Raw genomic sequence first — 24447 nt, forward strand, 5'->3', positions numbered from 1 at the left:
CTGGGCAGTGGGGAACGGCTGCCGGGCTTCGCCGGGCGGTCCGCCGTGCTCCGCCAGAGGACGGTGAGCAAGCACATGCGGGGGAGCCCATGAGTACGACCGATACCGGTTCCGCGGTGATCACCCTGACCGAGTCCGAGCTGGACCCGTGGGTGACGCACGCGTCCACGAGGCACTGGCTGACCGGCCCCGGGCTGCCCTGCGACAGCGGCGTGCTGAGCTTCGCCGAGCTGAGCCGCGAGGGCCTGCGCACGGTCGCCGACTCGACCGGCGACCCGGACGACCGTCTCTCCGCGGAACTGCGCGAACAGCTCGTGATCGGCGGACTGCTGGGCCCCGGCTGCCTGGAGACGGAGTCGGTCCTGCTGGACGGCGCGACGGGCGAGATCTCGACGACGTACGTCCTGCACGACCGCCCCGACCTGATGAACCGCCGCCCCCTGGCCCCGTCCCTGCGGACGCTGGTCCGCTTCGCGGAGGCCACGGACGAACTGGCCGGCCTGCGCGGCCAGTTCGCCTCCTACGCCGGCCGCTACGGTCCCAAGGCGGTGGCGCAGGCATCCCAGCACCTGCTGGCGGTGTTCCGCGACGGCGCGGACGGCGAACCGGCCCCGTTCTGGAAGATGGCGGCGCTGATCCGCCCCTTGTCCCTGGTGGCGGGCCGGGGCGGCGCGTCCGGCCTCTCCCTGGACCTCCCGCACCGCCTCCTGGACCAGGAGTTCGGCCCCGGCAGGACGGTCCGCTTCGAGGACGTCGACTTCCCCGCGAACCTCACGCACGAACCGACCCGCCGCTTCCTGCGCGAGGTGGGCCTGCCGGAGGACGCCCACGTCTTCTGCCTGGACACGGACGTGCCCCTGGCGACGCTCGCCGAGTACCACGCCGACACCGACACCCCGGCCGTGCTCCCCGCCGGGGCCCACCGGCTGATCCGCCTCGGCCACCTGGTCGAGGGCAACAGCCTGGTCATCGACGGCGCGACGGGCGCGGTCCTGAACTGGAGCGAGCCCGAGGCGACGCTGTACCCGCTCAACACGGACGTGTCGACCCTCGCCTTCACCTTCTGGCTCCTGCACCGCGAGCGCGCGACAGACGCCCAGTCGTCCCACGAGTTGACGACCGACACCTACGACCAGCTGGCCATGACGATGCTCCAGGTCCTGTCAACGGTGGACCCGACGGGCGTGGCGGCCGGCGGAACGGTCCGCCACTACTGGACGGACGCGTTCCAGGACGAGGCCGGCGGGGTGCTCTGACGGGGGCTGCCGTCAGGCGGACTTAGAGGCGCTGCGGCGGCGTACGGCAAGACCAGACCGCCACCGAGCACCGCATCACACGGCCGTGTTCGTACTCGGTGTGATGACCGTAGGACGGGGTGGGGTGGGGCGGGGCTCAAGGGGATCGCGGGGGCTGCGATGTGACTGCCATACGCCGTTCATGAAGGGGTGGCCGGGAAGAAGGGTGTACGACCAAGGTCCGAGAGGGGGGCCGTCTTCGGACAGGGGTCAAAGTGCGGCGTGGACCTTACGCTGGCCGGCATGACCGTCCCGAAGCCGCGTGCTGCCGATGTCGAGAAAACCGTTGGTCCGCCCTCCGTGGCCGAGCGGGAAACGGGCGTGCTGGGGCCGGCCCACCGGGCGTTGAGCGTCGGGATCGTCTCCGTCGTGCTGCTGATCGCCTTCGAGGCGACAGCCGTGGGGACGGCGATGCCCGTCGCCGCACGCGAACTGGACGGGGTGTCCCTGTACGCGTTCGCGTTCTCCGGGTACTTCACGACCAGTCTGTTCGGGATGGTGCTCTCCGGGCAGTGGTCGGACCGGCGCGGCCCCCTCGGCCCGTTGACGACGGGTATCGCCTCCTTCGGGGCCGGGCTTCTGCTGTCGGGGACCGCCGGGACGATGTGGGTGTTCATCCTGGGCCGGGCCGTGCAGGGGTTCGGCGGCGGGCTGGTGATCGTCGCGCTGTACGTCGTGGTCGGGCGGGCCTATCCGGAGCGGTTGCGGCCCGCCATCATGGCCGCGTTCGCCGCGAGCTGGGTGCTTCCGTCGATCGTCGGTCCGCTCGCCGCCGGCACGGTGACCGAACAGCTGGGGTGGCGGTGGGTGTTCGTGGGGATACCCGTGCTCGTCGTCTTCCCGCTCGCGCTCGCGCTGCCGCAGATACGGCGCCGGGCGTCCGGGCCGGCGCAGCACACCGCTGCCGAGTCCGGTGCCGCGCGTAGTGCCGACGTCCCCGTGCCCGCGGAACGGACCGCCCTCGCCGACCGTCCCGTCGCACCGGACCTCGCGGACATGACCGACCGTCCCGTCGCACCGGACCCCGCGGACACGACCGACCGGTCCGCCGCACCCGCCTCCTTCGACCGTCGGCGCATCCGGCTCGCCCTGGGCATCTCCCTCGGTGCCGGGCTGCTCCAGTACGCCGCCCAGGACCTGCGCCCGCTCTCGCTGCTGCCCGGTGCCGTCGGCGTGGCCCTGCTGGTGCCGGCCGTGCTCGGGCTGCTCCCGCGCGGCACGTACCGGGCCGCGCGCGGGCTGCCGTCCGTCGTGCTGCTGCGCGGCGTCGCCGCCGGGTCCTTCATCGCCGCGGAGTCGTTCGTACCGCTGATGCTCGTCACGCAGCGCGGGCTCAGTCCGACGCTGGCCGGGTTCTCGCTCGCCGCGGGCGGGGGCACGTGGGCGCTGGGCTCCTGGGTGCAGTCGCGGTCGCGGGTGGAGCCGTACCGGGAGCGGCTGACCACGGTCGGGATGCTGCTGGTGGCGGCGGCCGTCGCCGCCGCGCCGAGCGTGCTGATCGAGTCCGTGCCCGTGTGGACCCTGGCCGTCGCCTGGGCCTTCGGCTGCTTCGGGATGGGGCTCGTGATCTCCTCCACGAGCGTGCTCCTGCTCAAGCTCTCCGCCCCCGAGGAGGCCGGCACCAACTCCGCCGCCCTCCAGATCTCCGACGGCCTCTCCAACGTCGTCCTGCTGTCCGCCGGTGGCGCCGCCTTCGCCGCGCTGGGCGGCGGCGCGGTGTCCCACACGGCCACCCACACCTCCGGCTCCCACCCGGCCGCCTTCACCGCGGTGTTCCTGCCGATGGCGGCGGTGGCCCTCGTCGGGGCCTGGGTGTCGACCCGGCTGCGGGAACACCGGCCGTAGAGCGGCAGAGCCGGCCGACGCGGCGCCGCCGACGGCTGTGACGTCGGTCCCACCCACCGGTGACCCGGACCGGTCCGCGCATGGGGCGGACCGGGGCGCCGGTAGGGTGGCCCGGTTGTCATACGTAGCCGAGCCGTCAGGCTCCCTCGCACGAGCCGCCCGACCCCCAACGGAGACCGTGACTACCACCGCCGGCACCAGTTCTGCCTCGCACCACCTGTCCCCGGCGTTCCCCGGCCGCGCCCCCTGGGGTACCGCCAGCAAGCTGCGAGCCTGGCAGCAGGGCGCGATGGAGAAGTACATCCAGGAACAGCCGCGGGACTTCCTCGCGGTCGCCACCCCCGGCGCCGGCAAGACGACCTTCGCGCTGACGCTGGCCTCCTGGATGCTGCACCACCACGTCGTGCAGCAGGTGACCGTCGTCGCCCCGACCGAGCACCTGAAGAAGCAGTGGGCCGAGGCCGCGGCACGGCTAGGGATCAAGCTCGACCCGGAGTACAGCGCCGGGCCGCTCGGCCGGGAGTACCACGGGGTCGCCGTGACGTACGCCGGTGTCGGTGTCCGGCCGATGCTGCACCGCAACCGCGTGGAGCAGCGCAAGACGCTCGTCATCCTCGACGAGATCCACCACGCCGGTGACAGCAAGTCCTGGGGCGAGGCCTGCCTCGAGGCCTTCGAGCCCGCGACCCGGCGGCTCGCCCTGACCGGTACGCCCTTCCGGTCCGACACCAACCCCATCCCCTTCGTGACGTACGAGGAGGGGAACGACGGGATCCGGCGGTCCGCCGCCGACTACACCTACGGCTACGGCAACGCCCTCGCCGACAATGTCGTGCGGCCCGTCATCTTCCTCTCCTACAGCGGCAACATGCGCTGGCGCACCAAGGCCGGTGACGAGATCGCCGCCCGGCTCGGCGAGCCGATGACCAAGGACGCCATCAGCCAGGCCTGGCGGACCGCCCTCGACCCGCGCGGCGAGTGGATGCCCGCCGTGCTGCGCGCCGCCGACCAGCGGCTGACCGAGGTGCGCAAGGCCATTCCGGACGCGGGTGCGCTCGTCATCGCCGCGGACCAGGACTCCGCGCGTGCGTACGCCAAGCTGATCCGCGAGATCACCGGCAGCAAGGCCACGGTCGTGCTCTCCGACGACACCGGCGCCTCGAAGAACATCGACGACTTCAGCGCGAGCACCGACCGGTGGATGGTCGCGGTGCGCATGGTGTCCGAGGGTGTCGACGTGCCGCGGCTCGCGGTGGGCGTCTACGCCACCACCATCTCGACGCCCCTCTTCTTCGCCCAGGCCGTCGGGCGTTTCGTGCGGTCCCGGCGGCGCGGCGAGACCGCCTCGGTGTTCCTGCCGACCGTGCCCGACCTGCTCTCCTTCGCCAACGAGATGGAGCGCGAGCGCGACCACGTCCTCGACAAGCCCAAGAAGCAGGGCGAGGAGGACCCCTACGCCGAGTCCGAGAAGGAGATGGACGAGGCGAACCGGGAGCAGGACGAGGACACCGGTGAGCAGGAGCAGTTCTCCTTCGAGGCGCTGGAGTCCGACGCCGTCTTCGACCGGGTCATGTACAACGGCGCCGAGTTCGGCATGCAGGCCCACCCGGGCAGCGAGGAGGAGCAGGACTACCTCGGCATCCCGGGGCTGCTCGAGCCCGACCAGGTGCAGCTGCTGCTCCAGAAGCGGCAGGCCCGGCAGATCGCGCACAGCCGCAAGAAGCCGGACGAGGAGGCCGACCTGCTCGAAATGCCCGCCGAGCGGCGGCCGGTGGTCTCCCACAAGGAGATGATGGAGCTGCGGCGGCAGCTCAACACGATGGTCGGCGCGTACGTCCACCAGAGCGGCAAGCCGCACGGGGTGATCCACACGGAGCTGCGGCGGGTGTGCGGGGGGCCTCCGGCGGCGGAGGCGACGGCGGGGCAGCTGCGGCAGCGGATCACCAAGGTGCAGGAGTGGGCTACGCGGATGAAGTGACGCGGTCCTCGTTGCCTGCGGGTTGGCTGTGGCTGGTCGCGCCCACGCGGCGGAGCCGCACACCGGCACAGCCCCGCGCCCCTTACGGGACGCATACCACCGCAAACGGCAGCGTGACACCCCCGTTACTGCCCGGATTCTGGACGGAGCCTTCCGCTCAGCGAACCTGCTTCGCTACTGTCCGGCTACGCACACGCCCCGTGGCAGCGCCGCCGCGGAGCGCAGCCGTGAAGCGACGCGGCCCGGACAGGCCGGGCCGCCGGCCGATCGGCGGCCTCTGAAGCGCGTTACCGACGGGACTCGGTGACGCATCCGCCGACCGGGGGGCCGCCGACCTCACCACTAAGGAGTGGGCGTCGTGACCGCGGAGACCTCCCAGACGCTCGACCGGGGACTGCGTGTCCTCAAGCTGCTCGCCGACACGGACCACGGACTGACCGTGACCGAACTCTCCCTCCGGCTGGGCGTGAACCGGACCGTCGTGTACCGGTTGCTCGCCACGCTGGAGCAGCACGCCCTCATACGCCGTGACCTCGGCGGACGCGCCCGGGTCGGGCTCGGTGTGCTGCGGCTGGGACGGCAGGTCCACCCGCTCGTACGGGAGGCCGCGATGCCGGCGCTGCGGTCACTGGCCGAGGACATCGGCGCGACGGCGCACCTGACCCTGGTCGACGGGGCGGACGCGCTGGCCGTGGCCGTCGTGGAGCCGACCTGGACGGACTATCACGTCGCCTACCGGGCCGGGTTCCGCCATCCCCTGGACCGGGGCGCCGCCGGCAAGGCGATCCTCGCGGCCCGGCAGCACCCGATGGCCGACCCGGGATACATGCTGACGCACGGGGAGCTGGAGGCGGGCGCCTGGGGGGCGGCGGCGCCGCTGCTGGGCGTGACGGGCGTCGAGGGCAGCGTGGGCGTGGTGATGCTGGCGGAGGCGGTACCGGAACGGGTGGGCCCGCGGGTCGTCGACGCGGCCCGGGAGGTCGCGGAGGCGCTGCGCTGAGGGCCGACGGGCTCCAGGCAAGGGCCCCGGACGCCCTGGTCCCGGCCGTGTCCTCCTCCCGCGTTAGATTGATCCCGTGTTCTCTCGCCTCACGCGCCCCCAGGCCATCGCCGTCTGCGCCCTGCCCGTCGTGGCCCTGCTCGCGACGGCGGTGCTGGCGCCGTTGCCGTTCTCGGTGGCGCAGCCCGGGCTGACGGCGAACGTGCTGGGCGAGAACAAGGGCACGCAGGTGATCACCATCTCGGGTGCGCCGGTCCGGGACACCCGGGGTCAGCTGCGGATGACCACCATCGAGGCGACCTCCCCGGACACCCGGGTCTCGCTGCCCGACGTCATCGACAGCTGGTTCCGCACCGACCAGGCGGTCATGCCGCGCGACTCCGTCTACCCGAGCGGGGACACCGTCAAGGAGATCGAGCGCCACAACGAGAAGCAGATGAAGGAGTCCCAGGACGCGGCGACGCGGGCCGCCCTGGGGTACCTCGACCTCGACGACAAGGACATCGAGGTCAGTCTGAAGCTCGCGGACGTGGGCGGGCCCAGCGCGGGGCTGCTCTTCTCCCTCGGGATCATCGACAAGCTCGACGGCGACGGCACCGGCGGGGACCTCACCGGCGGCCGGGTCATCGCCGGTACGGGCACGATCGACGCGGCCGGCCGGGTCGGCGCGGTGGGCGGCGTCGCCCTCAAGACCCAGGCCGCCAAGCGCGACGGGGCGACGGTGTTCCTGGTCCCCAAGGCGGAGTGCGCCGACGCCCGGGCCGAGCTGCCGAAGGGCCTGCGGCTCATTCCGGTGACCACGCTGAAGAGCACGGTGAGTTCACTGGTGGCCCTGGAGACGGGGAAGGGCTCCGTCCCCAGCTGCTAGTGGGCGGGGGCCGGCCCGGGCCGGGTGGCGAGCTTCAGCCCGACTTCTATGAGGGTCCAGCCCACTCGCACCCGGAGGTCCCGCCGGGGTGCCGGACGGGGCCCGGTCTCGGCGCGGAGTTCGGCGGCGCGGGCGTGGTGCAGGGCGAGGTGGATGTCCGGGTGCATGGGTGTTGGCCTCTCACGGCGTCATACGGCTGGGGAAGACGTGCGTGTGGACGCGTACCGTCTCGGCGCCCGGGGTGTCTTCGGGCAGGGGGCGGTAGCTCTGGATGAGCTCGTGCATCTTGCCGACCAGCTCACGGGCGAGCTCGGGAGTGAGCCGCAGGGCGAAGTCGCTGAGGTCCGTGGCGCCGTCCCATTCCTCGCCCCAGTCGCCGGTGGTGCCGAGCCAGGTCGCGAGCTCCCGGGTGTGCACATTGGCCACCTCGTACCGGAGCAGGGCGACGGCTCCCCGCACGGTCGGATCCGGGTCCTTGATCAGGGTCTCGTCGGTCCGGATGCCCTGGTCCACCGCCTTCCACCAGCGCTCCCGCCCCTTGCCGCGCTCCGGGTCGTCGGCGACGAAGCCGTGTGCGGCGAGTTGCCGTAGGTGGTAGCTGGTCGCGCCGCTGGACTCGCCCAGTTTCTCCGCCAGTTGGGATGCGGTGGCAGGTCCGCCGTGTCGCAGTGCGACCAGCAGCTGCATCCGCAGGGGGTGAGCCAGGCCGCGCAGGGAGCGGGCGTCGAGCAGGCGAGGAGCTGGTTCGTCGGGCATGCATGCAAAGGTAGCGTTGCAAAGCCTCCTTTGCAACGCCTTCTTTGTGACTCACTCCTTGACGAACCCCTCCTGCACCAGCCAGTCCAGCGCCACCTGGTGGGGATCCTCGCCGTCGACGTCCACCTTCGCGTTCAGCGTCTGCGCCACGGAGTTGTTCAGCTTCGCCGTGATCGGGTTGAGGACGTCGGCGATCGCCGGCCACTCCTTCAGGGATTTCGCGTTGATCATCGGCGCGACGTTGTAGTTGGGGAAGAACTTCTTGTCGTCGTCCATCACCACCAGGTTCATGGACTTGATCCGCCCGTCGGTGGTGAACACCTCCCCGTACGTGCAGTTGCCCTTCGCGGTCTGCGTGTAGATGATCCCGGTGTCCATCTGCGTGATGTTCTGCGCCGGCACGTTCATGCCGTAGGCCTTCTGCATGCCCGGCAGCCCGTCCGCCCGGTTCGCGAACTCGACCTCCACGCACAGCTTCACGGCCCCCGGGTCGGACTTCGCCAGCTTCGCCACGTCCGACATCGTCTTCGTGCCGTACTTCTTCGCGTTCTCCTGGTTCATCGCCAGGGCGTACGTGTTGTCGAGCTTCGACGGCGGCAGCCAGACCAGCCCGTTGTCCGCGTCCTCCTTCTTCACCGCCTCCCACTGCTCCTGCGGATCGGTGATCGGCTTGCTGTGCCCGAGGTACGTGATCCAGGCCGTGCCCGTGTACTCGTACCCGGCGTCCGCGTCGCCCTTGCGGACCGCCTCGCGGCTGCCGATGGAGCCCTGGATGCCGGTGCGGTCGATGACGTCCGCCCCGGCCGCCTCGAACGCGATGCCCATGATCGAGCCGAGGATGAGCTGCTCGGTGAACGACTTCGACGTCACCGTCAGATGCGCGCCCTTGAGCGGCTCACCCTGTCCGATCGACCCCGGCTCCACGTCGTCGGTCAGCGGGGAGCCGCTGTTCAGGCCGCAGCCGGCCGCCGCGACCAGCAGGCCCGCCGCCGCCAGGTACCTACGCCGCCTCATGGCTGCAACCCGCGCGGCCGCAGCAGCAGTTCGGCGAGCGACGCCAGCCAGTCCACCAGCAGCGCCAGCACCACCGTGAGGATCGACCCCAGCACCAGCACCGGCATCCGCTGATTGGTGATGCCGGTCGTGATCAGCACGCCGAGGCCGCCGCCCCCGCCGAAGACCGCCAGGGTCGCCGTACCGACGTTCAGGACGAGGGCGGTGCGCACGCCCGCCAGGATCAGCGGGACCGCGAGGGGGAGTTCGACCCGGGTCAGGACCCCCCTGGGGGACATGCCGATGCCGCGGGCCGCCTCCAGCAGGGTCGGGTCGTTCGCCTTCAGGCCCGTGATCGTGTTGGAGAGCACCGGCAGGATGGCGTAGATGATGATGCCGATCAGCGCGGCCCTGCGGCCGATGCCCAGCCAGATCACCAGGAGCGCGAGCAGACCGATCGCCGGGGTCGCCTGACCCATGTTGGCGAACGCCATCGCCACCGGCGTGGCCCGGCTCATCACTCCGCGGGTCAGCAGGATGCCCAGCGGGATCGCGATGATCAGCACGAAGAACGTGGAGATCACGGTCAACTGGATGTGCTGCCACAGCGCCTTGGTGACCTGGCCGCCCGACAGGGCGTTGCGGGTGAGCGCGTCCAGGTCGGCCTGCTGGAACCACAGCCAGGTGGCGAGCAGCACGACGATCAGGGCCACCGGCAGGAACGTCAGCTTCTGCCAGGTGAGGCGGGACGGCCGGGCCTGGGGTGGGGGCGCCTCGGTCTCCTCCAGAGGCTCGGAGGTCTCCTCGGCCTCCGTGGCCGTCACCGCTCCCCTCCCGGCCCGCCCACGCCCGCCGGACCCGCGGCGCCCTCCTGCTCCGCGTGCGTCTGCGAGGCGCGCAGCGACTCCAGTTCGTGCTGGTGTTCCATCGCGTCGAGCCGGTCGGCCTCCAGCATCTCGTGCACGGAGTTCATGAGGGTCTCCATGTCGACGACGCCCGTGTACTCCCCGCGCCGCCCGGTCACCGCCACCCGCCCCGCGTTGTCGGTGAGCACCGCCTCCAGTGCGTCCCGCAGGGTCGCGTCCCGGGTGACCGTGTCGCTCACCAGCGTCCCGGCGCGGGCCAGCGAGCCCCGGGCGCGCATCAGATCGCCGCGCCGCAGCCACTTGTAGGGGCGGCGGCGCCGGTCGAGCAGCAGGATCTCGTTGCTGCCGCTGGTCCGCAGCTGGTTGAAGATCTGCTGCAGCGGGTCGTCGACCGTGACCGTCGGATAGTCGGTGATCTCCACATCCCGTACGCGGGTGAGGTTCAGCCGCTTCAGCGCCGCGCCGGCGCCGACGAAGCCGGACACGAAGTCGTCCGCCGGGTTGGTGAGGATCGCCTCGGGGGTGTCGAACTGCGCGATGTGCGAACGCTCGCGCAGCACGGCGATCCGGTCGCCGATCTTGATCGCCTCGTCGAAGTCGTGGGTGACGAAGACGATCGTCTTGTGCAGCTCGTGCTGGAGGCGGATCAGCTCGTCCTGGAGGTGGTCCCGGGTGATCGGGTCCACCGCCCCGAACGGCTCGTCCATCAGCAGCACCGGCGGATCGGCGGCCAGGGCACGGGCCACGCCCACGCGCTGCTGCTGCCCGCCGGAGAGCTGGCGCGGATAGCGGCCGCGGAACTCCGCGGCGTCGAGGCCGACCAGGTCGAGGAGCTCCTCGGTGCGCTCCCTGATCCGCGGCTTCGACCAGCCGATCATCTTCGGGACGATCCCGATGTTCTGCGCGACCGTCATGTGCGGGAAGAGTCCGGCGGACTGGATGGCGTAGCCGACCTTGCGGCGCAGCTTGACCGGGTCCATGTCGGTGACGTCCTCGCCGCCGATGCGGATGCGGCCGCCGGTCGGCTCGATCAGCCGGTTGATCATTTTGAGCGTGGTCGACTTCCCGCAGCCCGAGGGGCCGACGAAGACGACGACCTCGCCCGGCTTGATCTCCATGCTCACGTTGTCCACCGCCGGCTGCGCACTGCCGGGGTAGCGCTTGGTCAGGCTCTCCAGCTCGATGGAGGCGCCGTGGTCACCGGTCTCAGGCACGGATCCCCCTGGGGATGGTCAGCCGTCCGATCAGGACGTACGCGGCGTCGAACAGCAGGGCCAGGATGATGATGCCGAGCGTGCCCGCGAGGACCTGGTTGAGTGCGTTGGAGCTGCCGAGCGAGGCCAGGCCGCGGAAGATGACGTTGCCGAGCCCGGGGCCCGAGGCGTACGCGGCGATGGCCGCGATGCCCATCAGCATCTGGGTGGAGACCCGGATCCCGGTGAGGATCGGGGGCCAGGCCAGCGGCAGCTCGATCCTCAGCAGCCGGGCCGGCCCGGACATCCCGATGCCGGTGGCCGCGTCCACCAGCGCCGGGTCGACGCCGCGCAGCCCGACGATCGCGTTGCGCACCACCGGCAGCAGCCCGTACAGCGTCAGCGCGACGACCGTGGGCGGTACGCCGAGGCCCACGATGGGGATGAGCAGACCGATCAGGGCGAGCGCCGGGACGGTCAGGATGGTGGCGGTGGTCGTGGTCGCGAGGTTCCCGGCCCACTCGCTGCGGTAGCTGGCGACGGCGATCAGCACCCCGAGCGCGGTCGCCACGACCATGCACTGGAAGACCACGCTCGCGTGCTGGTAGGCGTCCGTGAGCAGCTGCTGGTGCCGGTTGACCAGGTACTCCCAGAAGTTCACACGCGCTCACCCCTACACGTCAGGTCTCCTCCGCGGCCTGCTCCACGAGCGGGATGATCCGCAGCGGAACGGGGTTTTCCATGACGATCGCCGTCGAGGCCCGGACGATGCCATCAAAACCGACGACCCGGTCGATCACACGCTGGAGATCGGCGTTGGAGCGGGCCACGAGGCGGCACATCATGTCGCCGGTGCCGGTGGTGGTGTGCAGCTCCAGCACCTCCGGCACGGTCGCCAAGTGGGCCCGTACGTCCGGCCCTTGACCCTGCCGGATCTGCAGCGTGGCGAACGCCGTGACGGGGTAGCCGAGCGCGGCCGGATCGACCTCGGGACCAAACCCGCGGATGACTCCGTTCGACTGAAGCCGGTCCAGTCGCGCCTGCGCGGTGCCCCGGGCCACCCCCAGCCTTCGGGACATCTCCAGCACCCCGATCCGCGGCTCGCGGGCCAGCAGCAGAATGATCCGGCCGTCCAGACGATCGATCGCCACAGCAGCCTCCCGGCATGGTCATCCTGTACATAAAGGCCGAGGATGCGGCCGTATCGCTGAACAGATTGCCCAGCCCAAACAGAAACTATTGCGCACCTTGCCGAGCGGGGAGACCCTGCCGCTATGACGCAGACCACACACCACACTCCCGACACCGCCCGGCAGGCCGACCCCTTCCCGGTCAAGGGAATGGACGCGGTCGTCTTCGCCGTGGGCAACGCCAAGCAGGCGGCGCACTACTACTCCACCGCCTTCGGCATGAAGCTGGTCGCCTACTCCGGACCGGAGAACGGCAGCCGCGAGACCGCCGCCTACGTCCTGGAGAACGGCTCCGCCCGCTTCGTCCTCACCTCGGTCATCAAGCCCACCACCGACTGGGGCCACTTCCTCGCGACGCACGTGGCCGAGCACGGCGACGGTGTGGTCGACCTCGCCATCGAGGTCCCGGACGCGCGTGCCGCCTACGCCTACGCCCTGGAGCACGGCGCCCGCTCGGTCACCGAGCCGTACGAGCTCAAGGACGAGCACGGCACGGTCGTCCTGGCCGCCATCGCCACCTACGGCGAGACCCGCCACACCCTCGTCGAGCGCTCCGGCTACGACGGCCCGTACCTGCCCGGCTTCGTCGCGGCCCAGCCGATGGTCGAGCCGCCCGCGCAGCGCACCTTCCAGGCGATCGACCACTGCGTCGGCAACGTCGAGCTCGGCAGGATGAACGAGTGGGTGGGCTTCTACAACAAGGTCATGGGCTTCACGAACATGAAGGAGTTCGTGGGCGACGACATCGCCACCGAGTACAGCGCGCTGATGTCCAAGGTCGTCGCCGACGGCACGCTCAAGGTCAAGTTCCCGATCAACGAGCCGGCCATCGCCAAGAAGAAGTCCCAGATCGACGAGTACCTGGAGTTCTACGGCGGCGCGGGCGTGCAGCACATCGCCCTCAACACGGGCGACATCGTCCAGACGGTCCGCACGATGCGCGCGGCCGGTGTCGAGTTCCTCAACACGCCCGACTCCTATTACGACACGCTGGGGGAGTGGGTCGGCGAGACCCGCGTTCCGATCGACACCCTGCGCGAACTGAAGATCCTCGCCGACCGCGACGAGGACGGCTACCTGCTGCAGATCTTCACCAAGCCGGTCCAGGACCGTCCGACCGTCTTCTTCGAGATCATCGAGCGCCACGGCTCGATGGGCTTCGGCAAGGGCAACTTCAAGGCCCTCTTCGAGGCGATCGAGCGCGAGCAGGAGCGCCGCGGCAACCTGTAGCCGCCGGCGATCGGCGGGCGTGCGGGTGTCACGGGGCACCCGCACGCCCACGCGCATCGACCGGCAGCAGTCTTCCCGGCCGCCGTGAGGCGCGTGACCATGCGGCGCACCCCGGCGGTGCCCGGCTCGTGGCGCACCCCGGCGGTGCCCGGCTCGTGGCGCACCCCGGCGGTGCCCGGCTCGTGGCGCACCCCGGCGGTGCCCGGCTCGTGGCGTGCCCCGGCGGTGCCCGGCCTGTGGCGTGCCCCGGCGGTGCCCGGCCTGTGGCGTGCCCGGTGGTGCCCGGCTCGTGGCGGATCCCGGCCGTGTCCGGCTCGTGGCGGATCCCGGCCGTGTCCGGCTCGTGGCGGATCCCGGCCGTGTCCGGCTCGTGGCGGACCCCGGCGGTGCCCGGCCTGTGGCGGACCCCGGCGGTGCCCGGCCCGTGGCGGACCCCGGCCGTGTCCGGCTACCCCGCCCCGCCGTCCATCCCCGGCACCCCCTCGTCCGACGGTTCTCCCAGCGCCTCGATCGCCGCCCGTGCCGCAGGTGCGTGCAGTGGGGAGAAGTGGGGGTTGATGCGCAGGGCCTCCGTGAGGTGTCGGCGGGCCGCGCCGTGGCGGTTCAGCTTCTGCTCGATCATGCCGCGGTGGTACATGGACGCCGCGTCGAGCGCCCCGCCCCCGGGCTCGGGGGCCGTCGCCGTCAGCGCGAACCGCAGGGCCTTCTCCGACTCCCCGGCCCGGTACAGGGCCCAGCCCAGCGCGTCGGCGACCTCCGGCCCCGGCTGGCGTTTCCACTCCGCCCGCAACCGCCGCACCGCCGCCTTCGGATCGCCGTGGTCGGCCTCGAAACGGCCCAGCACCAGTTCCTCGTCGGCCCCGCCCGCGGCAGCGCGCCGCACCCGCTCCCGCAGCAGGCCGTACCGCACCCGGGCCGCCTCCGGCATGCCCAGCGACTCGTACAACTCGCCCAGCTCCAGGGCGTACTGCGGACACGGCTGCCCGGCGAGGGCCGCCCGGTAGGCGTTCAGGGCCCCCGTCGTCCGGCCGAGGGCCGCCAGGGTCCGGCCCTGCCCGGCCCGCGCGGCCCACTGGTCGGGGTCGAGGCGGACCGCCTCCCGGAAGTGCCGCAGCGCGACGTCCAGGTCCCCGCGTTCGAACGCCAGCTGCCCGGCCCGCTCCAGATAGGCGGCCCGTTCGGCCGGGGCCCGAGCGCCCGCCGCCGCGTCCGCCAGCGAGGCCGCCGCGTCCTCCCGCCAGCCCCGGTCCCGGTACACGGCCGCGGCCCGCGCCAGCACGGCGGGCCCGGAGCGCAGCCCGGTCAGCCGGTCCAGCGTCCGCTTGGCCGCCTTGTACTCACCGAGCCCGGTGTAGGCGTCGATGAGCAGCGGATACGTCGTCCACCGCCGCGGCTCCAACTTCAGCGCCGCCTCACCCCACCGGCGCGCCGCGGGGAAGTCCCGGCGGGCGTTCGACAGCGCGGCAAGACCCTCCAGGGCCCGGGTGTTGCGCTTCGGCCCCACCGACAGCGACGTCCGCAGCGCCTTCTCCGCCCGCGGGTAGTACGCCGGGTCCGCCAGACGCCGCCCCCGCTCCACGTAGGCCGCCCCGAGCACCGCCCAGGACGTCGCGTCCCGCGGGCGCGTCCGCACGGCCTCGCGCCGCTCCTCGATCAGCTCCGCCAGGCCGGGCAGCGTGGCCGGCACCCCACCGGCGACCGCCTCCATGGCCAGCGCCCCCGGCGACGGCGCAGCGGGCTCGGCGGACCGCTCCCGCGACAGCAGCACCAGCACCCCGCCCAGCACGGCACACCCCACGACGGAGGCGATCAGCACCGGCCGGACGCGCACCCGGCGCTTCGAACCGCTCTCCCGCCGCACCGGACCCTCCTGCTGGTTCTCCATGGCGCTCACTGTGCGTCAGTACGACGACCCCACCCGGGCAGGCGAAGGGTGCCGCCGACGGGGTTCACACCGATGGCCCCGGGTGCGAACCTGTGATCATGAGCCGTATCGAAGCGCCCAGCTCCGAGGACACCGCAGCGACCGGCGACCTCGTGGACCTGCTGCTCAGCGGCCTGCCGGCCGAAGCGGTCCTCACCGACCCCGACGTCACGGCCTCCTACGCCAACGACATGGCGAGCTTCTGCCCGGCCGGCGCCCCCGCCGTGGTCGTGCTGCCCCGCACGACCGAACAGGTCCAGCACGTGATGCGCACCGCCACCGCCCTGCGCGTCCCCGTCGTGCCGCAGGGCGCCCGCACCGGACTGTCCGGCGCCGCCAACGCCTCCGAGGGCTGCATCGTGCTGTCCCTGACGAAGATGGACCGGATCCTGGAGATCAACCCGGTCGACCGCATCGCCGTCTGCGAACCCGGCGTGATCAACGCCGCCCTGTCCCGGGCCGTCGGCGAGCACGGCCTGTACTACCCGCCGGACCCCTCCAGCTGGGAGATGTGCACCATCGGCGGCAACATCGGCACGGCCTCCGGCGGCCTGTGCTGCGTGAAGTACGGGGTCACCGCCGAGTACGTTCTCGGACTGGACGTGGTGCTCGCCGACGGGCGCCTCATGTCCACCGGCCGCCGCACCGCCAAGGGCGTCGCCGGCTACGACCTGACCCGGCTGTTCGTCGGCTCCGAAGGCTCGCTCGGCATCGTCGTACGGGCCGTCCTCGGGCTGCGCCCCAAGCCGCCCGAGCAGCTGGTGCTGGCCGCCGAGTTCGCCTCCGCCGCCGCGGCCTGCGACGCCGTGTGCCGGATCATGGAGGGCGGCCATGTGCCGTCACTCCTCGAACTCATGGACCGTACGACGGTCACGGCCGTCAACGACATGGCGCAGATGGGCCTCCCCGAGAGCACCGAGGCGCTGCTCCTGGCCGCGTTCGACACCACCGCCCCCGCCGCCGACCTCGCAGCCGTCGGCGCCCTGTGCGAGGCGTCCGGGGCCACCCAGGTCGTCCCCGCCGATGACGTGGCGGAATCCGAACTGCTCCTTCAGGCGCGGCGGTTGTCGCTCACCGCGCTGGAGGCGGTCAAGGGCGTGACGATGATCGACGACGTGTGCGTGCCCCGCTCCCGGCTCGCCGAGATGCTCGACGGGGTCGACCGGATCGCCGAGAAGTACCAGCTCACCATCGGTGTCGTCGCCCACGCGGGCGACGGCAACACCCACCCGACGGTCTGTTTCGACCCGGCGGACCCCGACGAGTCCCGGCGCGCCCGCGAGTCCTTCGACGAGATCATGGCCCTCGGCCTGGAACTCGGCGGCACCATCACCGGCGAACACGGCGTCGGCGTCCTGAAGAAGGAGTGGCTGGCGCGCGAGATCGGCCCCGTGGGCATGGAGATGCAGCGGGCCGTCAAGCAGGCCTTCGACCCGCTGAACATCCTGAACCCGGGCAAGCTCTTCTGACCCCCGGGCCCTCACTGGGCGAGCAACTGGGCCAGTTCGTCGTCGAGGCCCAGCTGTTCGCCCTCCGTCCCCGGCGGCACCACCCTCAGCGTCCGCTCCAGCCAGGCCGACACCGCCGCCGCCGGGGCCTCCAGCAGGGCGTCCCCGTCGGGTGAACTCAGCGCCATCAGCACCACGCTGCGCCCCTCGGTCTTCGTCGGCCACACCCGCACGTCCCCCTGTCCGCACGGCCGGAACACGCCCTCCACCAGCAGGTCCCGGGCGAACGTCCAGTACACGGGGTGCTCGGTGTCGACATGGAAGGTGACGTGGACGGCGTAGGGGTCGTCGGTGAGGTACCCGAGCCGGGCCGGCACCGGGATCCTGCGCTCCGGCGACAGGACGAGTTTCAGCTCCAGTTCCCGCTCCACCACGGTGTGCATGGCGGTGTTCCCTTCTCCAGACGGCTGCCCGCGAGGGCCGGTCGGAAGGAGAGAGCGGGCGGCGGCCGTGGCATTACGCGGCTTGCCGGAAGTTTTTTCGCAGGGGGATCCACCGGAACGGTGCGGTGCGTAGCACATCGGTGCTCGAAAGGGGCGGGTCCGGTGGGAGCGGCCGTGGGGCTTGCGCTCGTCTGATAGATGTGGAGGCCCCCATTTGGCCCCCGAGCAGATACGGGACGACGGACATGAGCGCCCCAACCCCGGCCCCCGGTGACGACAGGCCCCGCGAAGGGTATTACCCGGACCCGTCCATTCCTGGATATGTCCGGTACTGGAACGGCGCATCCTGGGTGCCGGGCACCAGCCGTCCGGCGCCCAAGGACGGCGAGGCGCTCGCGCCGCCGCCCGGAGCGGGGGCGGGGCAGTCCGGCGCGGCCGCCTCGGTCGAGGAGACCGGGCCGCACTTCTTCGACGAGGACCCGGTCGAGGAGCCGTCCGAGCCGCCGTCCGCCGCCGACGCGCAGCACGGCAGCCGTCCCGAACCGGCCTCCGCCTGGGGCGCCGACCGCTCCCGCCAGTCCGGCTTCGGCGGCGACCAGGACCGCCGGGTCTCGTGGGGCGCGCCGCAGGGGGCACAGGGCGCGGCCCCGCAGGGCGCGCAGAGCGGTGACCCGAGGGTGGCGCGCGCCGACCAGCGGTCCGAGGGCGAGTCCGCCCGTACGGACGGCGCGGCGAACAGCGCGCCGGCCGGCCAGGAGGCGAACGCCGCGGCGGGGGGCGGCACGTTCGTGTTCCGCCGTCCGACGGGGCAGGCCGGGGGAGGGGCCGCCGCCGACGCTCCCGACGACGGCACGATGACGTTCCGCGCGGTGTCCCCGCGCACGGGCCCGGGCGGCAACTCCGGTGGCTCCGGCGGCAACGCCGGCGGTTCCGGCTTCGGCCCGGCGGGCTCGGGCGGCTCGGGCAGCGGGCCGGCGGCCTCCGGTTACGGCGTGCAAGGCGCGCAGGGGGTGCAGGGCGCGCAGGGGGTGCAAGGCGCTCAGGGGGTGCAGGGGGTGCAGGGGGTGCAAGGCGGGGCCGCTGGCTCCGGCTTCGGACCGGCAGGGTCCGGCGGCGACTCGACGGCGTCCCCCTTCGGCGGCGGGCAAGGCGGCGCGGCCGGTTCCGGCTTCGGGCCGGCGGGCTCGGGCGGCGGGGCGGCGGCCGGCGCGGCCGGTTCGGGCTTCGGGCCGGCGGGCTCGGGCGGCGGGGCGGCGGCCGGCGCGGCCGGTTCGGGCTTCGGGCCGGCGGGCTCGGGCGGCGGGGCGGCGGCGTCCGCCTTCGGCCCGGCCGCGTCAGGACCCGCCTTCGGCCCGCAGGCCGGGCCGACCGGTTCCGGAAGCGGCTCCGCGGGACCCGGCTTCGGCGCCGGGAAGGCGGCCGCCGCCCGGGCCTCCGGCGCGCAGGCGGGAGCCGGGAGCGCCGCCGCACAGGCCTCCGGCGCCGCCCCGAGCGCGCTGTCCGGCCCCCAGGCGGCTCCCACCGTCCCTCCGCAGTCCGCCGGACCCGGCAGCGCCCAGCCCGGTGCCGCCGCCTCCGGCGCTCCCCTCAGCGCGGGCCCGGGCGGCGGTCAGTCCTCCTGGGCGCAGCAGGTGCACCGGCTCGCCGGAGCCGGTGGAGGTGACGAGCAGCCCGTCGCACCCTGGAAGCCGCCGGTCGAGGACGTGTTCCAGGCGGCCGCCCGGCGCCAGGCCGAGGCCCGCCCCGCGGGACTGGGCAAGCGGCTGGCCGCCCGGCTGCTGGACACCGTCGTCCTCGCCGCCCTCACCGCCGCGGCAGCCGTGCCGCTCGGCACCAAGGCGATCGACCACGTCAACGAGAAGATCGACGCGGCCAAGCTCTCCGGCGAGACCGTCACGGTCTGGCTGCTCGACGGCACGACCTCGATCTACCTCGGCATCATCCTGGCCGTCCTGCTGCTCGCCGGGATCCTGTGCGAGGTGCTGCCCACCGCCAAGTGGGGCCGCACCCTCGGCAAGAAGCTGATGGGCCTCGAAGTGCGCGACATCGAGGCCCACGACTCACCGGAGTTCGGCGCGGCCCTGCGCCGCTGGCTGGTCTACAGCGTGCCCGGGCTCCTCGTCGTCGGGATCGTCGGCGTCGCCTGGTGCCTGTTCGACCGGCCGTGGCGCCAGTGCTGGCACGACAAGGCGGCCCACACCTTCGTCGCGGGCTGAACGGGCGGAGGGGCTGAGCGGGCTGACGGGCTGAGCGGGCTGACGGGCTGACGGGCTGAGCCGACTGAGCGGGCCGGGCTCCCTCGGACGGCTGTCCGCCGGGTGCGGAGACCGGTGGTTCGCGGTCGACTCGGGCCATGAGCAGTGAACCGCCCCCCGGCTCCGGTCAGCAGCCACCGGACGACGACCCGTTCCGGAAGCGCCCCCCGGACGAGCCGCCCGCAGAGGGCACGGGCCCGCCCCCCGGCAGCGAGCCCCCGCCGTACGGGGGCGGCGGCGCGGGTGGTCCGGGCGGTCCGAACGGCCCGGGCGGTCCCGGCGGTGGCCCCTACGGCGGTGACCCGTACGGCGGCGGCCCCTACCCCACCGACCCGCTCGCCGGTATGCCCCCGCTCGGCGACAGTGCCATGCGCACGCTCGCGCGCATCATCGACATGATCCTGGTGGGCGCCGTCGTCTGGCTGATCACGTGGGGCTTCGGCGTCAACGAGTACGACGTGGACAGCGACCGCATCGAGATCAGCAAGTCGTTCTGGCAGGCGGCGGTCGCCGCCGTCCTCTACATCGCCTACGACACCGTCCTGACCGCGCGGACCGGCCAGACCCTCGGCAAGAAACTGCTGCACATGCGGGTGGCCAACCTGGACAACGGGGCGACGCCCTCCGTGCAGAACGCGCTGGCGCGCGCCGCGGTGCTGTGGATCCCGTTCGCCTTCTGCTGCGCCTGTGTCTGGACCGCGATCTGCGGCGGCTGGAGCTACTTCGACCGGCCCTACAAGCAGGGCCTGCACGACAAGGCGGCGAAAACGGTGGTGGTCAGCACGAAGCAGTGAGGCGCGGAAGAATCGACTGGAGCGCGACGGGCGGTCAGGAGGCCGCCCGTTCGCGTACCGGGGCCGGGGCCGGTGCCGGGACCGAGGCCCGCAGCGGCGCCTGGGGCGCGGGCTGTTCCACCGCGGCCGGGCGCTTCCCGGGCAGCGGCACCGTCATGGCGACCAGCAGTCCGAGGGCGAGCGCCGCGGCGCAGATGACCGCGATCCCCGCACCCGAACTCGTCTGAGACAGCAGCAGCATGGCGAGGGTCGAGAAGATCACGGTGCACGAACCGTAGGCGAACTGTGCGGCAGTCGGACGGGGCATGGCCATCATGTCCTCGAAAGTGGGGGTCCACGGGGGTGTCGGCCCGGCTTCACGCCGGCTTCCGGGCGTTCCGCCAACCGACATTCTCACCGCCAGGGTGCCCGACCGGAACCGGCGGTAAGCGTGACCTAATCAACAAGGGCGGTGCACAGGGGGCGCACGGAGTCATGACGTCCACCTGGTGGACAGGTGCACGCGCCCGCACGGCCGGTGGGGAGGGCCGGGGGACAACCGTTTGGTTGTCCGTAAAACGAACGTTGCCTCCGCATAGTGCACTTGACTTGTCCAAGTCAAGGTCTGTCTTTTCTTCTAAACCTCTAGTCAAATGTCGTCACTTGACTACACGCGTTGATCACGCGCGCGCGGATTTCCATGACCGGGACCCTGCCTGCCGCGCGCCCGAACGCGGGGGAGGATCTCAAGTGACCAGTAGACCCTGGACGTTCAGAGCGGCCGCCATAAGCGTGGCGCTCGCGGCGGCCACCGCCACCGCCTCGACGTACGCGGTGGCCGACGACGCCTCGGCCCCCCGGTCCACCACCGTGGACCGGCATGACCCGGCGGATCGTCACCACGACGAGCACGATCTCGAAGGCCCGCTGAGCAAGACGCAGGACGCTCAGCGCCAGGAAGCCCTGCAGCAGGTCATATCGGGCAAGAGCAAGGTCAAGAACCGCGAGGGCTCGAAGGTCGTCCAGCTCAAGAGCAAGAAGGGCGACGCCAAGTACGTCGAGCTGGGCCGCGAGAAGACCGACAAGATCTTCACGATCCTGGTCGAGTTCGGCGACCGGATCAGCGAGTTCGGCGGCACGCCCGGCCCGCTGCACAACCGGATAGCGAAGCCGGACCGCAAGAAGGACAACTCCACGGCCTGGCGCGCGGACTACGACCAGAAGTACTTCCAGGACCTCTACTTCGGCGCCGGCAAGGGCGTCGACTCGGTCAAGACGTACTACGAGAAGCAGTCCTCCGGCCGGTACTCGGTCGAGGGCAAGGTCTCGGACTGGGTCAAGGTCCCCTACAACGAGGCGCGCTACGGCAACAACGCCTGCGGTGACAAGAACTGCCCGAGCGTGTGGAACGTCGTCAAGGACGGTCTCGACGCCTGGGTCGCCGAGCAGAAGAAGGCCGGGAAGACCGACGCCCAGATCAAGGCCGACGTCAAGCAGTACGACCAGTGGGACCGCTACGACTTCGACGGCGACGGCGACTTCAACGAGTCCGACGGCTACATCGACCACTTCCAGGTCGTGCACGCCGGTGAGGACGAGTCGGCGGGCGGCGGCGCCCAGGGCGAGGACGCGATCTGGGCCCACCGCTGGTACGCCTTCGGCACCGACGCCGGCGCCACCGGCCCCGAGAACAACAGGCTCGGCGGCGCGAAGATCGGCGACACCGGCATCTGGGTCGGCGACTACACCGTCCAGCCGGAGAACGGCGGACTCGGCGTCTACGCCCACGAGTACGGCCACGACCTCGGCCTGCCGGACCATTACGACACCTCCGGCGGCGAGAACTCCACCGGATTCTGGACCCTGATGTCCTCCGGCTCCTGGCTCGGCAAGGGCAAGAACGAGATCGGCGACCTGCCCGGCGACATGACCGCCTGGGACAAGATGCAGCTCGGCTGGCTGAACTACGACAAGGCCAAGGCCGGCGTGAACTCCTGGCACAAGCTGGGCCTCGCCGCGTACAACACCAAGCACAAGCAGGCGCTCGTGGTGGAGTTGCCGAAGAAGGCCGTCACCACCGAGCTCGTGACCCCGGCCCAGGGCGACACCCAGTGGTGGAGCGGCAGCGGCAACGACCTGAAGAACACGCTGACCCGTTCCGTCGACCTGACCGGGAAGAAGTCGGCGTCGCTGACCCTCGATGGCTGGTACGACATTGAGGCCAACTACGACTTCCTCTACGCTGAGGCCTCGACCGACGGCGGCGCCAACTGGACCGCTCTGGACGGCACCGTGGACGGCAAGCCGATCGCGCGTGACGGCAGCGACAAGCCGGCCCTGAGCGGCACGGTCGACGGCTACAAGAAGCTGGCGTACTCGCTGGACGCCTACGCGGGCGAGAAGTTCGACCTGCGCTTCCGCTACCAGACCGACGGCGGCCTGGCTATGAAGGGCTTCGCGGCCGACCGGATCGCTGTGACCGCCGACGGCACCACCGTCTTCTCCGACGACGCCGAGTCCGCGGACGCCGCCTGGAAGGCGAACGGCTTCTCCCGCATGGGCGCGTCCTTCACCAAGGACTACGCGCAGTACTACATCGCGGAGAACCGCCAGTACGTGTCGTACGACAAGACGCTGAAGACCGGCCCGTACAACTTCGGCTTCACGGCGCGCCCGGACTGGGTGGAGCACTACGCGTACCAGAACGGCCTGCTGATCTGGAAGTGGGACACCTCCCAGGCGGACAACAACACCAGCCAGCACAAGGGCACAGGTCTGGTCCTGCCGATCGACTCGCACCCGGACCAGCTGAAGTGGGCCGACGGCACGCTGATGCGCAACCGCATCCAGGCCTACGACTCACCGTTCAGCCTCTACCGCACCGACGGCATGACGCTGCACAAGGCGGACGTGGCGAAGTACATCCCGGGCTCGAAGGGCGTCTCGGTCTTCAACGACCGGAAGAACGACTACTACGACGAGTCGAACCCGACCGCGGGTGTCAAGATCACTGACACCAACACGAAGATCAAGATCCTCAAGGAGGCCAAGGACGGCTCGACGATCGAGCTGGAGGTCGGCGCCGCGGGCAGGTAATCCGCATCCTTGCAGGTCAGAGCGTGTTCGGCGGTGACCCACTGGCGGGTCACCGCCGATCCGTGTTTAGGTGCGTCCTGTGGCTCTCTTATTGACACCGACCGACACGGGGGGATGAGCGCATGGCCGCAGGAGGCTTCTGCAAGCTGCCGAACGGCACGGTGGTGGTGGCACTGAACCTGCCCAGCCCCGCCGCCGACGGCCCCGGCGCCGTCCGCGTCCTCGTCCACTCCGTGAACCGCGCGCGGGCCCTGACCAGGCTCCGCAACCTCGGTCTGCGGTCGGTCTACCTGCGCGGCAACGCCGCCCCGCCGACCCCGGACGAGATCACCGCGGTCCTGCACCACCCCGACGGGCTGATATGGCGCACGGCCCCCGACAACGGTGTCGCGTCCAGCCCGGAGCTGGTCCAGGAGCTGTGGCGCCCGATCCGGGCCCTCCTCAGGCGCCCGACGGCACAGACCTGACCGGCGGGGCCCGCCGGGAGCGCCGCGCGGCTACTGCACGACCGGCTTGCCCGACAGCTCCACGCCCGCCGCACGCAGCTCCTCCAGGGCCCGCTCGGTGCTCTCCTGGGCGACCCCGGCCGTCAGGTCCAGCAGGACGTGCGTACGGAAACCCTCCCGGGCGGCGTCCAGCGCCGTGGCGCGTACGCAGTGGTCCGTGGCGATGCCCACCACGTCGACCTCGGTGACGTCGCGGGAGCGCAGCCAGTCGGCCAGCGGCGTGCCGTTCTCGTCCGCGCCCTCGAAGCCGCTGTACGCCGCCGAGTACGCCCCCTTGTCGAAGACGGCGTCGACCGAGCCGGAGGCGACGGCCGGGGCGAAGTTCGGGTGGAAGCCGACGCCCTCGGTGCCGGCCACGCAGTGCGCGGGCCAGGAGCGGGCGTAGTCCGGGTTCGTGGAGAAGTGGCCGCCGGGGGCGATGTGGTGGTCGCGGGTGGCCACGACGTGCTGATAGCCGGACCCGGCCGCCTGCCCGATCAGCTCGGTGACGGCGGCGGCCACATCGGCACCGCCGGACACCGCGAGGCTGCCCCCCTCACAGAAGTCGTTCTGCACATCGACGACGATCAAGGCGCGGCGCATGGTCGGTGTCCTTCGGCTATGAGGTCGGCAAGCCCGGCCGGTGAACCACCGAGCCTAATGACAAAGGGGAGCGGACGGGAGAGGGCACGGGTCGGCGCATCTCGGCATACCGCAACCAGGGTGTTCGGAACGTGCAGCACAGCCCCCACGGCGCCCGGCACGCCCCCTCGCCGCACCGGCCGAACACCCAAGTAGCTCCGCTGCGA

General features: G+C 71.8%; 22 protein-coding genes. 11 read left to right on the forward strand and 11 right to left on the reverse strand.

The window, feature by feature from the left end:
• The first annotated feature begins 89 nt into the window (after nt 1-89).
• From HDC93_RS32095 to HDC93_RS32115, 5 genes are all read left to right on the forward strand, one after another.
• A complete protein-coding gene (locus HDC93_RS32095) occupies nt 90-1256 on the forward strand; it encodes an SUKH-4 family immunity protein (RefSeq protein WP_185014345.1) in 1167 nt (388 codons plus the stop codon).
• Between the two features lie 282 nt (nt 1257-1538).
• On the forward strand, nt 1539-3140 hold the full coding sequence (locus HDC93_RS32100) for an MFS transporter (protein ID WP_185014346.1): 1602 nt from the start codon (nt 1539-1541) through the stop codon (nt 3138-3140).
• Between the two features lie 178 nt (nt 3141-3318).
• Nucleotides 3319-5118 carry a DEAD/DEAH box helicase gene (locus HDC93_RS32105; RefSeq protein ID WP_185014347.1) on the forward strand — a complete coding sequence of 600 codons (1800 nt, stop codon included), beginning with the start codon at nt 3319-3321 and terminating at the stop codon, nt 5116-5118.
• Between the two features lie 358 nt (nt 5119-5476).
• Nucleotides 5477-6118, forward strand: a complete 642-nt coding sequence (locus tag HDC93_RS32110; protein ID WP_185014348.1) for an IclR family transcriptional regulator — start codon at nt 5477-5479, stop codon at nt 6116-6118.
• 76 nt (nt 6119-6194) lie between these two features.
• Entirely contained in the window at nt 6195-6986 is a 792-nt protein-coding gene (locus tag HDC93_RS32115) for a S16 family serine protease (RefSeq protein WP_185014349.1), read from the forward strand.
• Here the strand turns inward: HDC93_RS32115 and HDC93_RS32120 are convergent.
• From HDC93_RS32120 to HDC93_RS32150, 7 genes are read right to left on the reverse strand one after another with little or no spacing between them, the layout of a single operon-like run.
• A complete protein-coding gene (locus HDC93_RS32120) occupies nt 6983-7153 on the reverse strand; it encodes a hypothetical protein (protein WP_185014350.1) in 171 nt (56 codons plus the stop codon). The two genes, HDC93_RS32115 and HDC93_RS32120, sit on opposite strands and share 4 nt — an antisense overlap.
• Before the next feature lie 13 nt (nt 7154-7166).
• Nucleotides 7167-7742 (reverse strand): transcriptional regulator, encoded by a 576-nt coding sequence (locus tag HDC93_RS32125; protein ID WP_185014351.1) that lies wholly within the window; start codon nt 7740-7742, stop codon nt 7167-7169.
• Nucleotides 7743-7793: 51 nt separating this feature from the next.
• Nucleotides 7794-8756 carry a glycine betaine ABC transporter substrate-binding protein gene (locus HDC93_RS32130; RefSeq protein WP_185014352.1) on the reverse strand — a complete coding sequence of 321 codons (963 nt, stop codon included), beginning with the start codon at nt 8754-8756 and terminating at the stop codon, nt 7794-7796.
• Nucleotides 8753-9559 (reverse strand): ABC transporter permease, encoded by an 807-nt coding sequence (locus HDC93_RS32135; RefSeq protein WP_185014353.1) that lies wholly within the window; start codon nt 9557-9559, stop codon nt 8753-8755. The genes HDC93_RS32130 and HDC93_RS32135 overlap by 4 nt, the downstream gene beginning before the upstream one ends.
• Nucleotides 9556-10815: a betaine/proline/choline family ABC transporter ATP-binding protein gene (locus HDC93_RS32140; protein ID WP_185014354.1), complete on the reverse strand. Its 1260-nt coding sequence runs from the start codon at nt 10813-10815 to the stop codon at nt 9556-9558. The genes HDC93_RS32135 and HDC93_RS32140 overlap by 4 nt, the downstream gene beginning before the upstream one ends.
• On the reverse strand, nt 10808-11455 hold the full coding sequence (locus HDC93_RS32145) for an ABC transporter permease (RefSeq protein ID WP_185014355.1): 648 nt from the start codon (nt 11453-11455) through the stop codon (nt 10808-10810). The genes HDC93_RS32140 and HDC93_RS32145 overlap by 8 nt, the downstream gene beginning before the upstream one ends.
• A gap of 19 nt (nt 11456-11474) precedes the next feature.
• Nucleotides 11475-11945, reverse strand: a complete 471-nt coding sequence (locus tag HDC93_RS32150) for an Lrp/AsnC family transcriptional regulator (protein WP_185014356.1) — start codon at nt 11943-11945, stop codon at nt 11475-11477.
• Between the two features lie 123 nt (nt 11946-12068).
• Between HDC93_RS32150 and hppD the strand changes: the two genes are divergently transcribed.
• Nucleotides 12069-13214: a 4-hydroxyphenylpyruvate dioxygenase gene (hppD, locus tag HDC93_RS32155; protein ID WP_185014357.1), complete on the forward strand. Its 1146-nt coding sequence runs from the start codon at nt 12069-12071 to the stop codon at nt 13212-13214.
• A 448-nt stretch (nt 13215-13662) separates the two neighbouring features.
• Here the strand turns inward: hppD and HDC93_RS39450 are convergent, their stop codons facing one another.
• Nucleotides 13663-15099: a tetratricopeptide repeat protein gene (locus tag HDC93_RS39450; protein ID WP_185014358.1), complete on the reverse strand. Its 1437-nt coding sequence runs from the start codon at nt 15097-15099 to the stop codon at nt 13663-13665.
• Between the two features lie 92 nt (nt 15100-15191).
• Between HDC93_RS39450 and HDC93_RS32165 the strand changes: the two genes are divergently transcribed.
• On the forward strand, nt 15192-16607 hold the full coding sequence (locus tag HDC93_RS32165) for an FAD-binding oxidoreductase (RefSeq protein ID WP_185014359.1): 1416 nt from the start codon (nt 15192-15194) through the stop codon (nt 16605-16607).
• Between the two features lie 11 nt (nt 16608-16618).
• Here the strand turns inward: HDC93_RS32165 and HDC93_RS32170 are convergent, their stop codons facing one another.
• Nucleotides 16619-17029, reverse strand: coding sequence for an SsgA family sporulation/cell division regulator (locus HDC93_RS32170; RefSeq protein ID WP_185014360.1), 411 nt, complete (start codon nt 17027-17029; stop codon nt 16619-16621).
• 245 nt (nt 17030-17274) lie between these two features.
• Between HDC93_RS32170 and HDC93_RS32175 the strand changes: the two genes are divergently transcribed.
• The gene (locus tag HDC93_RS32175; protein ID WP_185014361.1) at nt 17275-19245 is read left to right on the forward strand and encodes an RDD family protein; all 1971 of its coding nucleotides are present in this window, start codon (nt 17275-17277) and stop codon (nt 19243-19245) included.
• A gap of 137 nt (nt 19246-19382) precedes the next feature.
• A complete protein-coding gene (locus HDC93_RS32180) occupies nt 19383-20078 on the forward strand; it encodes an RDD family protein (RefSeq protein ID WP_185014362.1) in 696 nt (231 codons plus the stop codon).
• A gap of 34 nt (nt 20079-20112) precedes the next feature.
• On the opposite strand, the gene HDC93_RS32185 is transcribed toward HDC93_RS32180, so the two are convergent.
• A complete protein-coding gene (locus HDC93_RS32185) occupies nt 20113-20385 on the reverse strand; it encodes a hypothetical protein (RefSeq protein WP_185014363.1) in 273 nt (90 codons plus the stop codon).
• 422 nt (nt 20386-20807) lie between these two features.
• Here HDC93_RS32185 and HDC93_RS32190 point away from each other — a divergent pair, with 422 nt between their 5' ends.
• Both HDC93_RS32190 and HDC93_RS32195 read left to right on the forward strand, forming a co-directional pair.
• Nucleotides 20808-23153, forward strand: a complete 2346-nt coding sequence (locus HDC93_RS32190) for an immune inhibitor A domain-containing protein (protein WP_185014364.1) — start codon at nt 20808-20810, stop codon at nt 23151-23153.
• A 122-nt stretch (nt 23154-23275) separates the two neighbouring features.
• Complete coding sequence (locus HDC93_RS32195) at nt 23276-23620, forward strand: hypothetical protein (protein ID WP_185014365.1); 345 nt, start codon at nt 23276-23278, stop codon at nt 23618-23620.
• Nucleotides 23621-23650: 30 nt separating this feature from the next.
• Here the strand turns inward: HDC93_RS32195 and HDC93_RS32200 are convergent, their stop codons facing one another.
• Nucleotides 23651-24241 (reverse strand): nicotinamidase, encoded by a 591-nt coding sequence (locus HDC93_RS32200; RefSeq protein ID WP_185014366.1) that lies wholly within the window; start codon nt 24239-24241, stop codon nt 23651-23653.
• Nucleotides 24242-24447 lie beyond the last annotated feature (206 nt).

The sequence above is a fragment of the Streptomyces sp. AK010 genome, assembly GCF_014207295.1.
Classification (GTDB): domain Bacteria; phylum Actinomycetota; class Actinomycetes; order Streptomycetales; family Streptomycetaceae; genus Streptomyces; species Streptomyces massasporeus.

Excerpts from the sequence above, each read along its gene's own strand:
- HDC93_RS32175 (WP_185014361.1), top strand. The coding sequence starts at position 17,275 with ATGAGCGCCCCAACCCCGGCCCCCGGTGACGACAGGCCCCGCGAAGGG.
- HDC93_RS39450 (WP_185014358.1), bottom strand. The coding sequence starts at position 15,099 with ATGGAGAACCAGCAGGAGGGTCCGGTGCGGCGGGAGAGCGGTTCGAAG.
- HDC93_RS32180 (WP_185014362.1), top strand. The coding sequence starts at position 19,383 with ATGAGCAGTGAACCGCCCCCCGGCTCCGGTCAGCAGCCACCGGACGAC.
- HDC93_RS32125 (WP_185014351.1), bottom strand. The coding sequence starts at position 7,742 with ATGCCCGACGAACCAGCTCCTCGCCTGCTCGACGCCCGCTCCCTGCGC.
- hppD (WP_185014357.1), top strand. The coding sequence starts at position 12,069 with ATGACGCAGACCACACACCACACTCCCGACACCGCCCGGCAGGCCGAC.
- HDC93_RS32120 (WP_185014350.1), bottom strand. The coding sequence starts at position 7,153 with ATGCACCCGGACATCCACCTCGCCCTGCACCACGCCCGCGCCGCCGAA.
- HDC93_RS32095 (WP_185014345.1), top strand. The coding sequence starts at position 90 with ATGAGTACGACCGATACCGGTTCCGCGGTGATCACCCTGACCGAGTCC.
- HDC93_RS32100 (WP_185014346.1), top strand. The coding sequence starts at position 1,539 with ATGACCGTCCCGAAGCCGCGTGCTGCCGATGTCGAGAAAACCGTTGGT.
- HDC93_RS32170 (WP_185014360.1), bottom strand. The coding sequence starts at position 17,029 with ATGCACACCGTGGTGGAGCGGGAACTGGAGCTGAAACTCGTCCTGTCG.
- HDC93_RS32130 (WP_185014352.1), bottom strand. The coding sequence starts at position 8,756 with ATGAGGCGGCGTAGGTACCTGGCGGCGGCGGGCCTGCTGGTCGCGGCG.
- HDC93_RS32195 (WP_185014365.1), top strand. The coding sequence starts at position 23,276 with ATGGCCGCAGGAGGCTTCTGCAAGCTGCCGAACGGCACGGTGGTGGTG.
- HDC93_RS32185 (WP_185014363.1), bottom strand. The coding sequence starts at position 20,385 with ATGCCCCGTCCGACTGCCGCACAGTTCGCCTACGGTTCGTGCACCGTG.
- HDC93_RS32200 (WP_185014366.1), bottom strand. The coding sequence starts at position 24,241 with ATGCGCCGCGCCTTGATCGTCGTCGATGTGCAGAACGACTTCTGTGAG.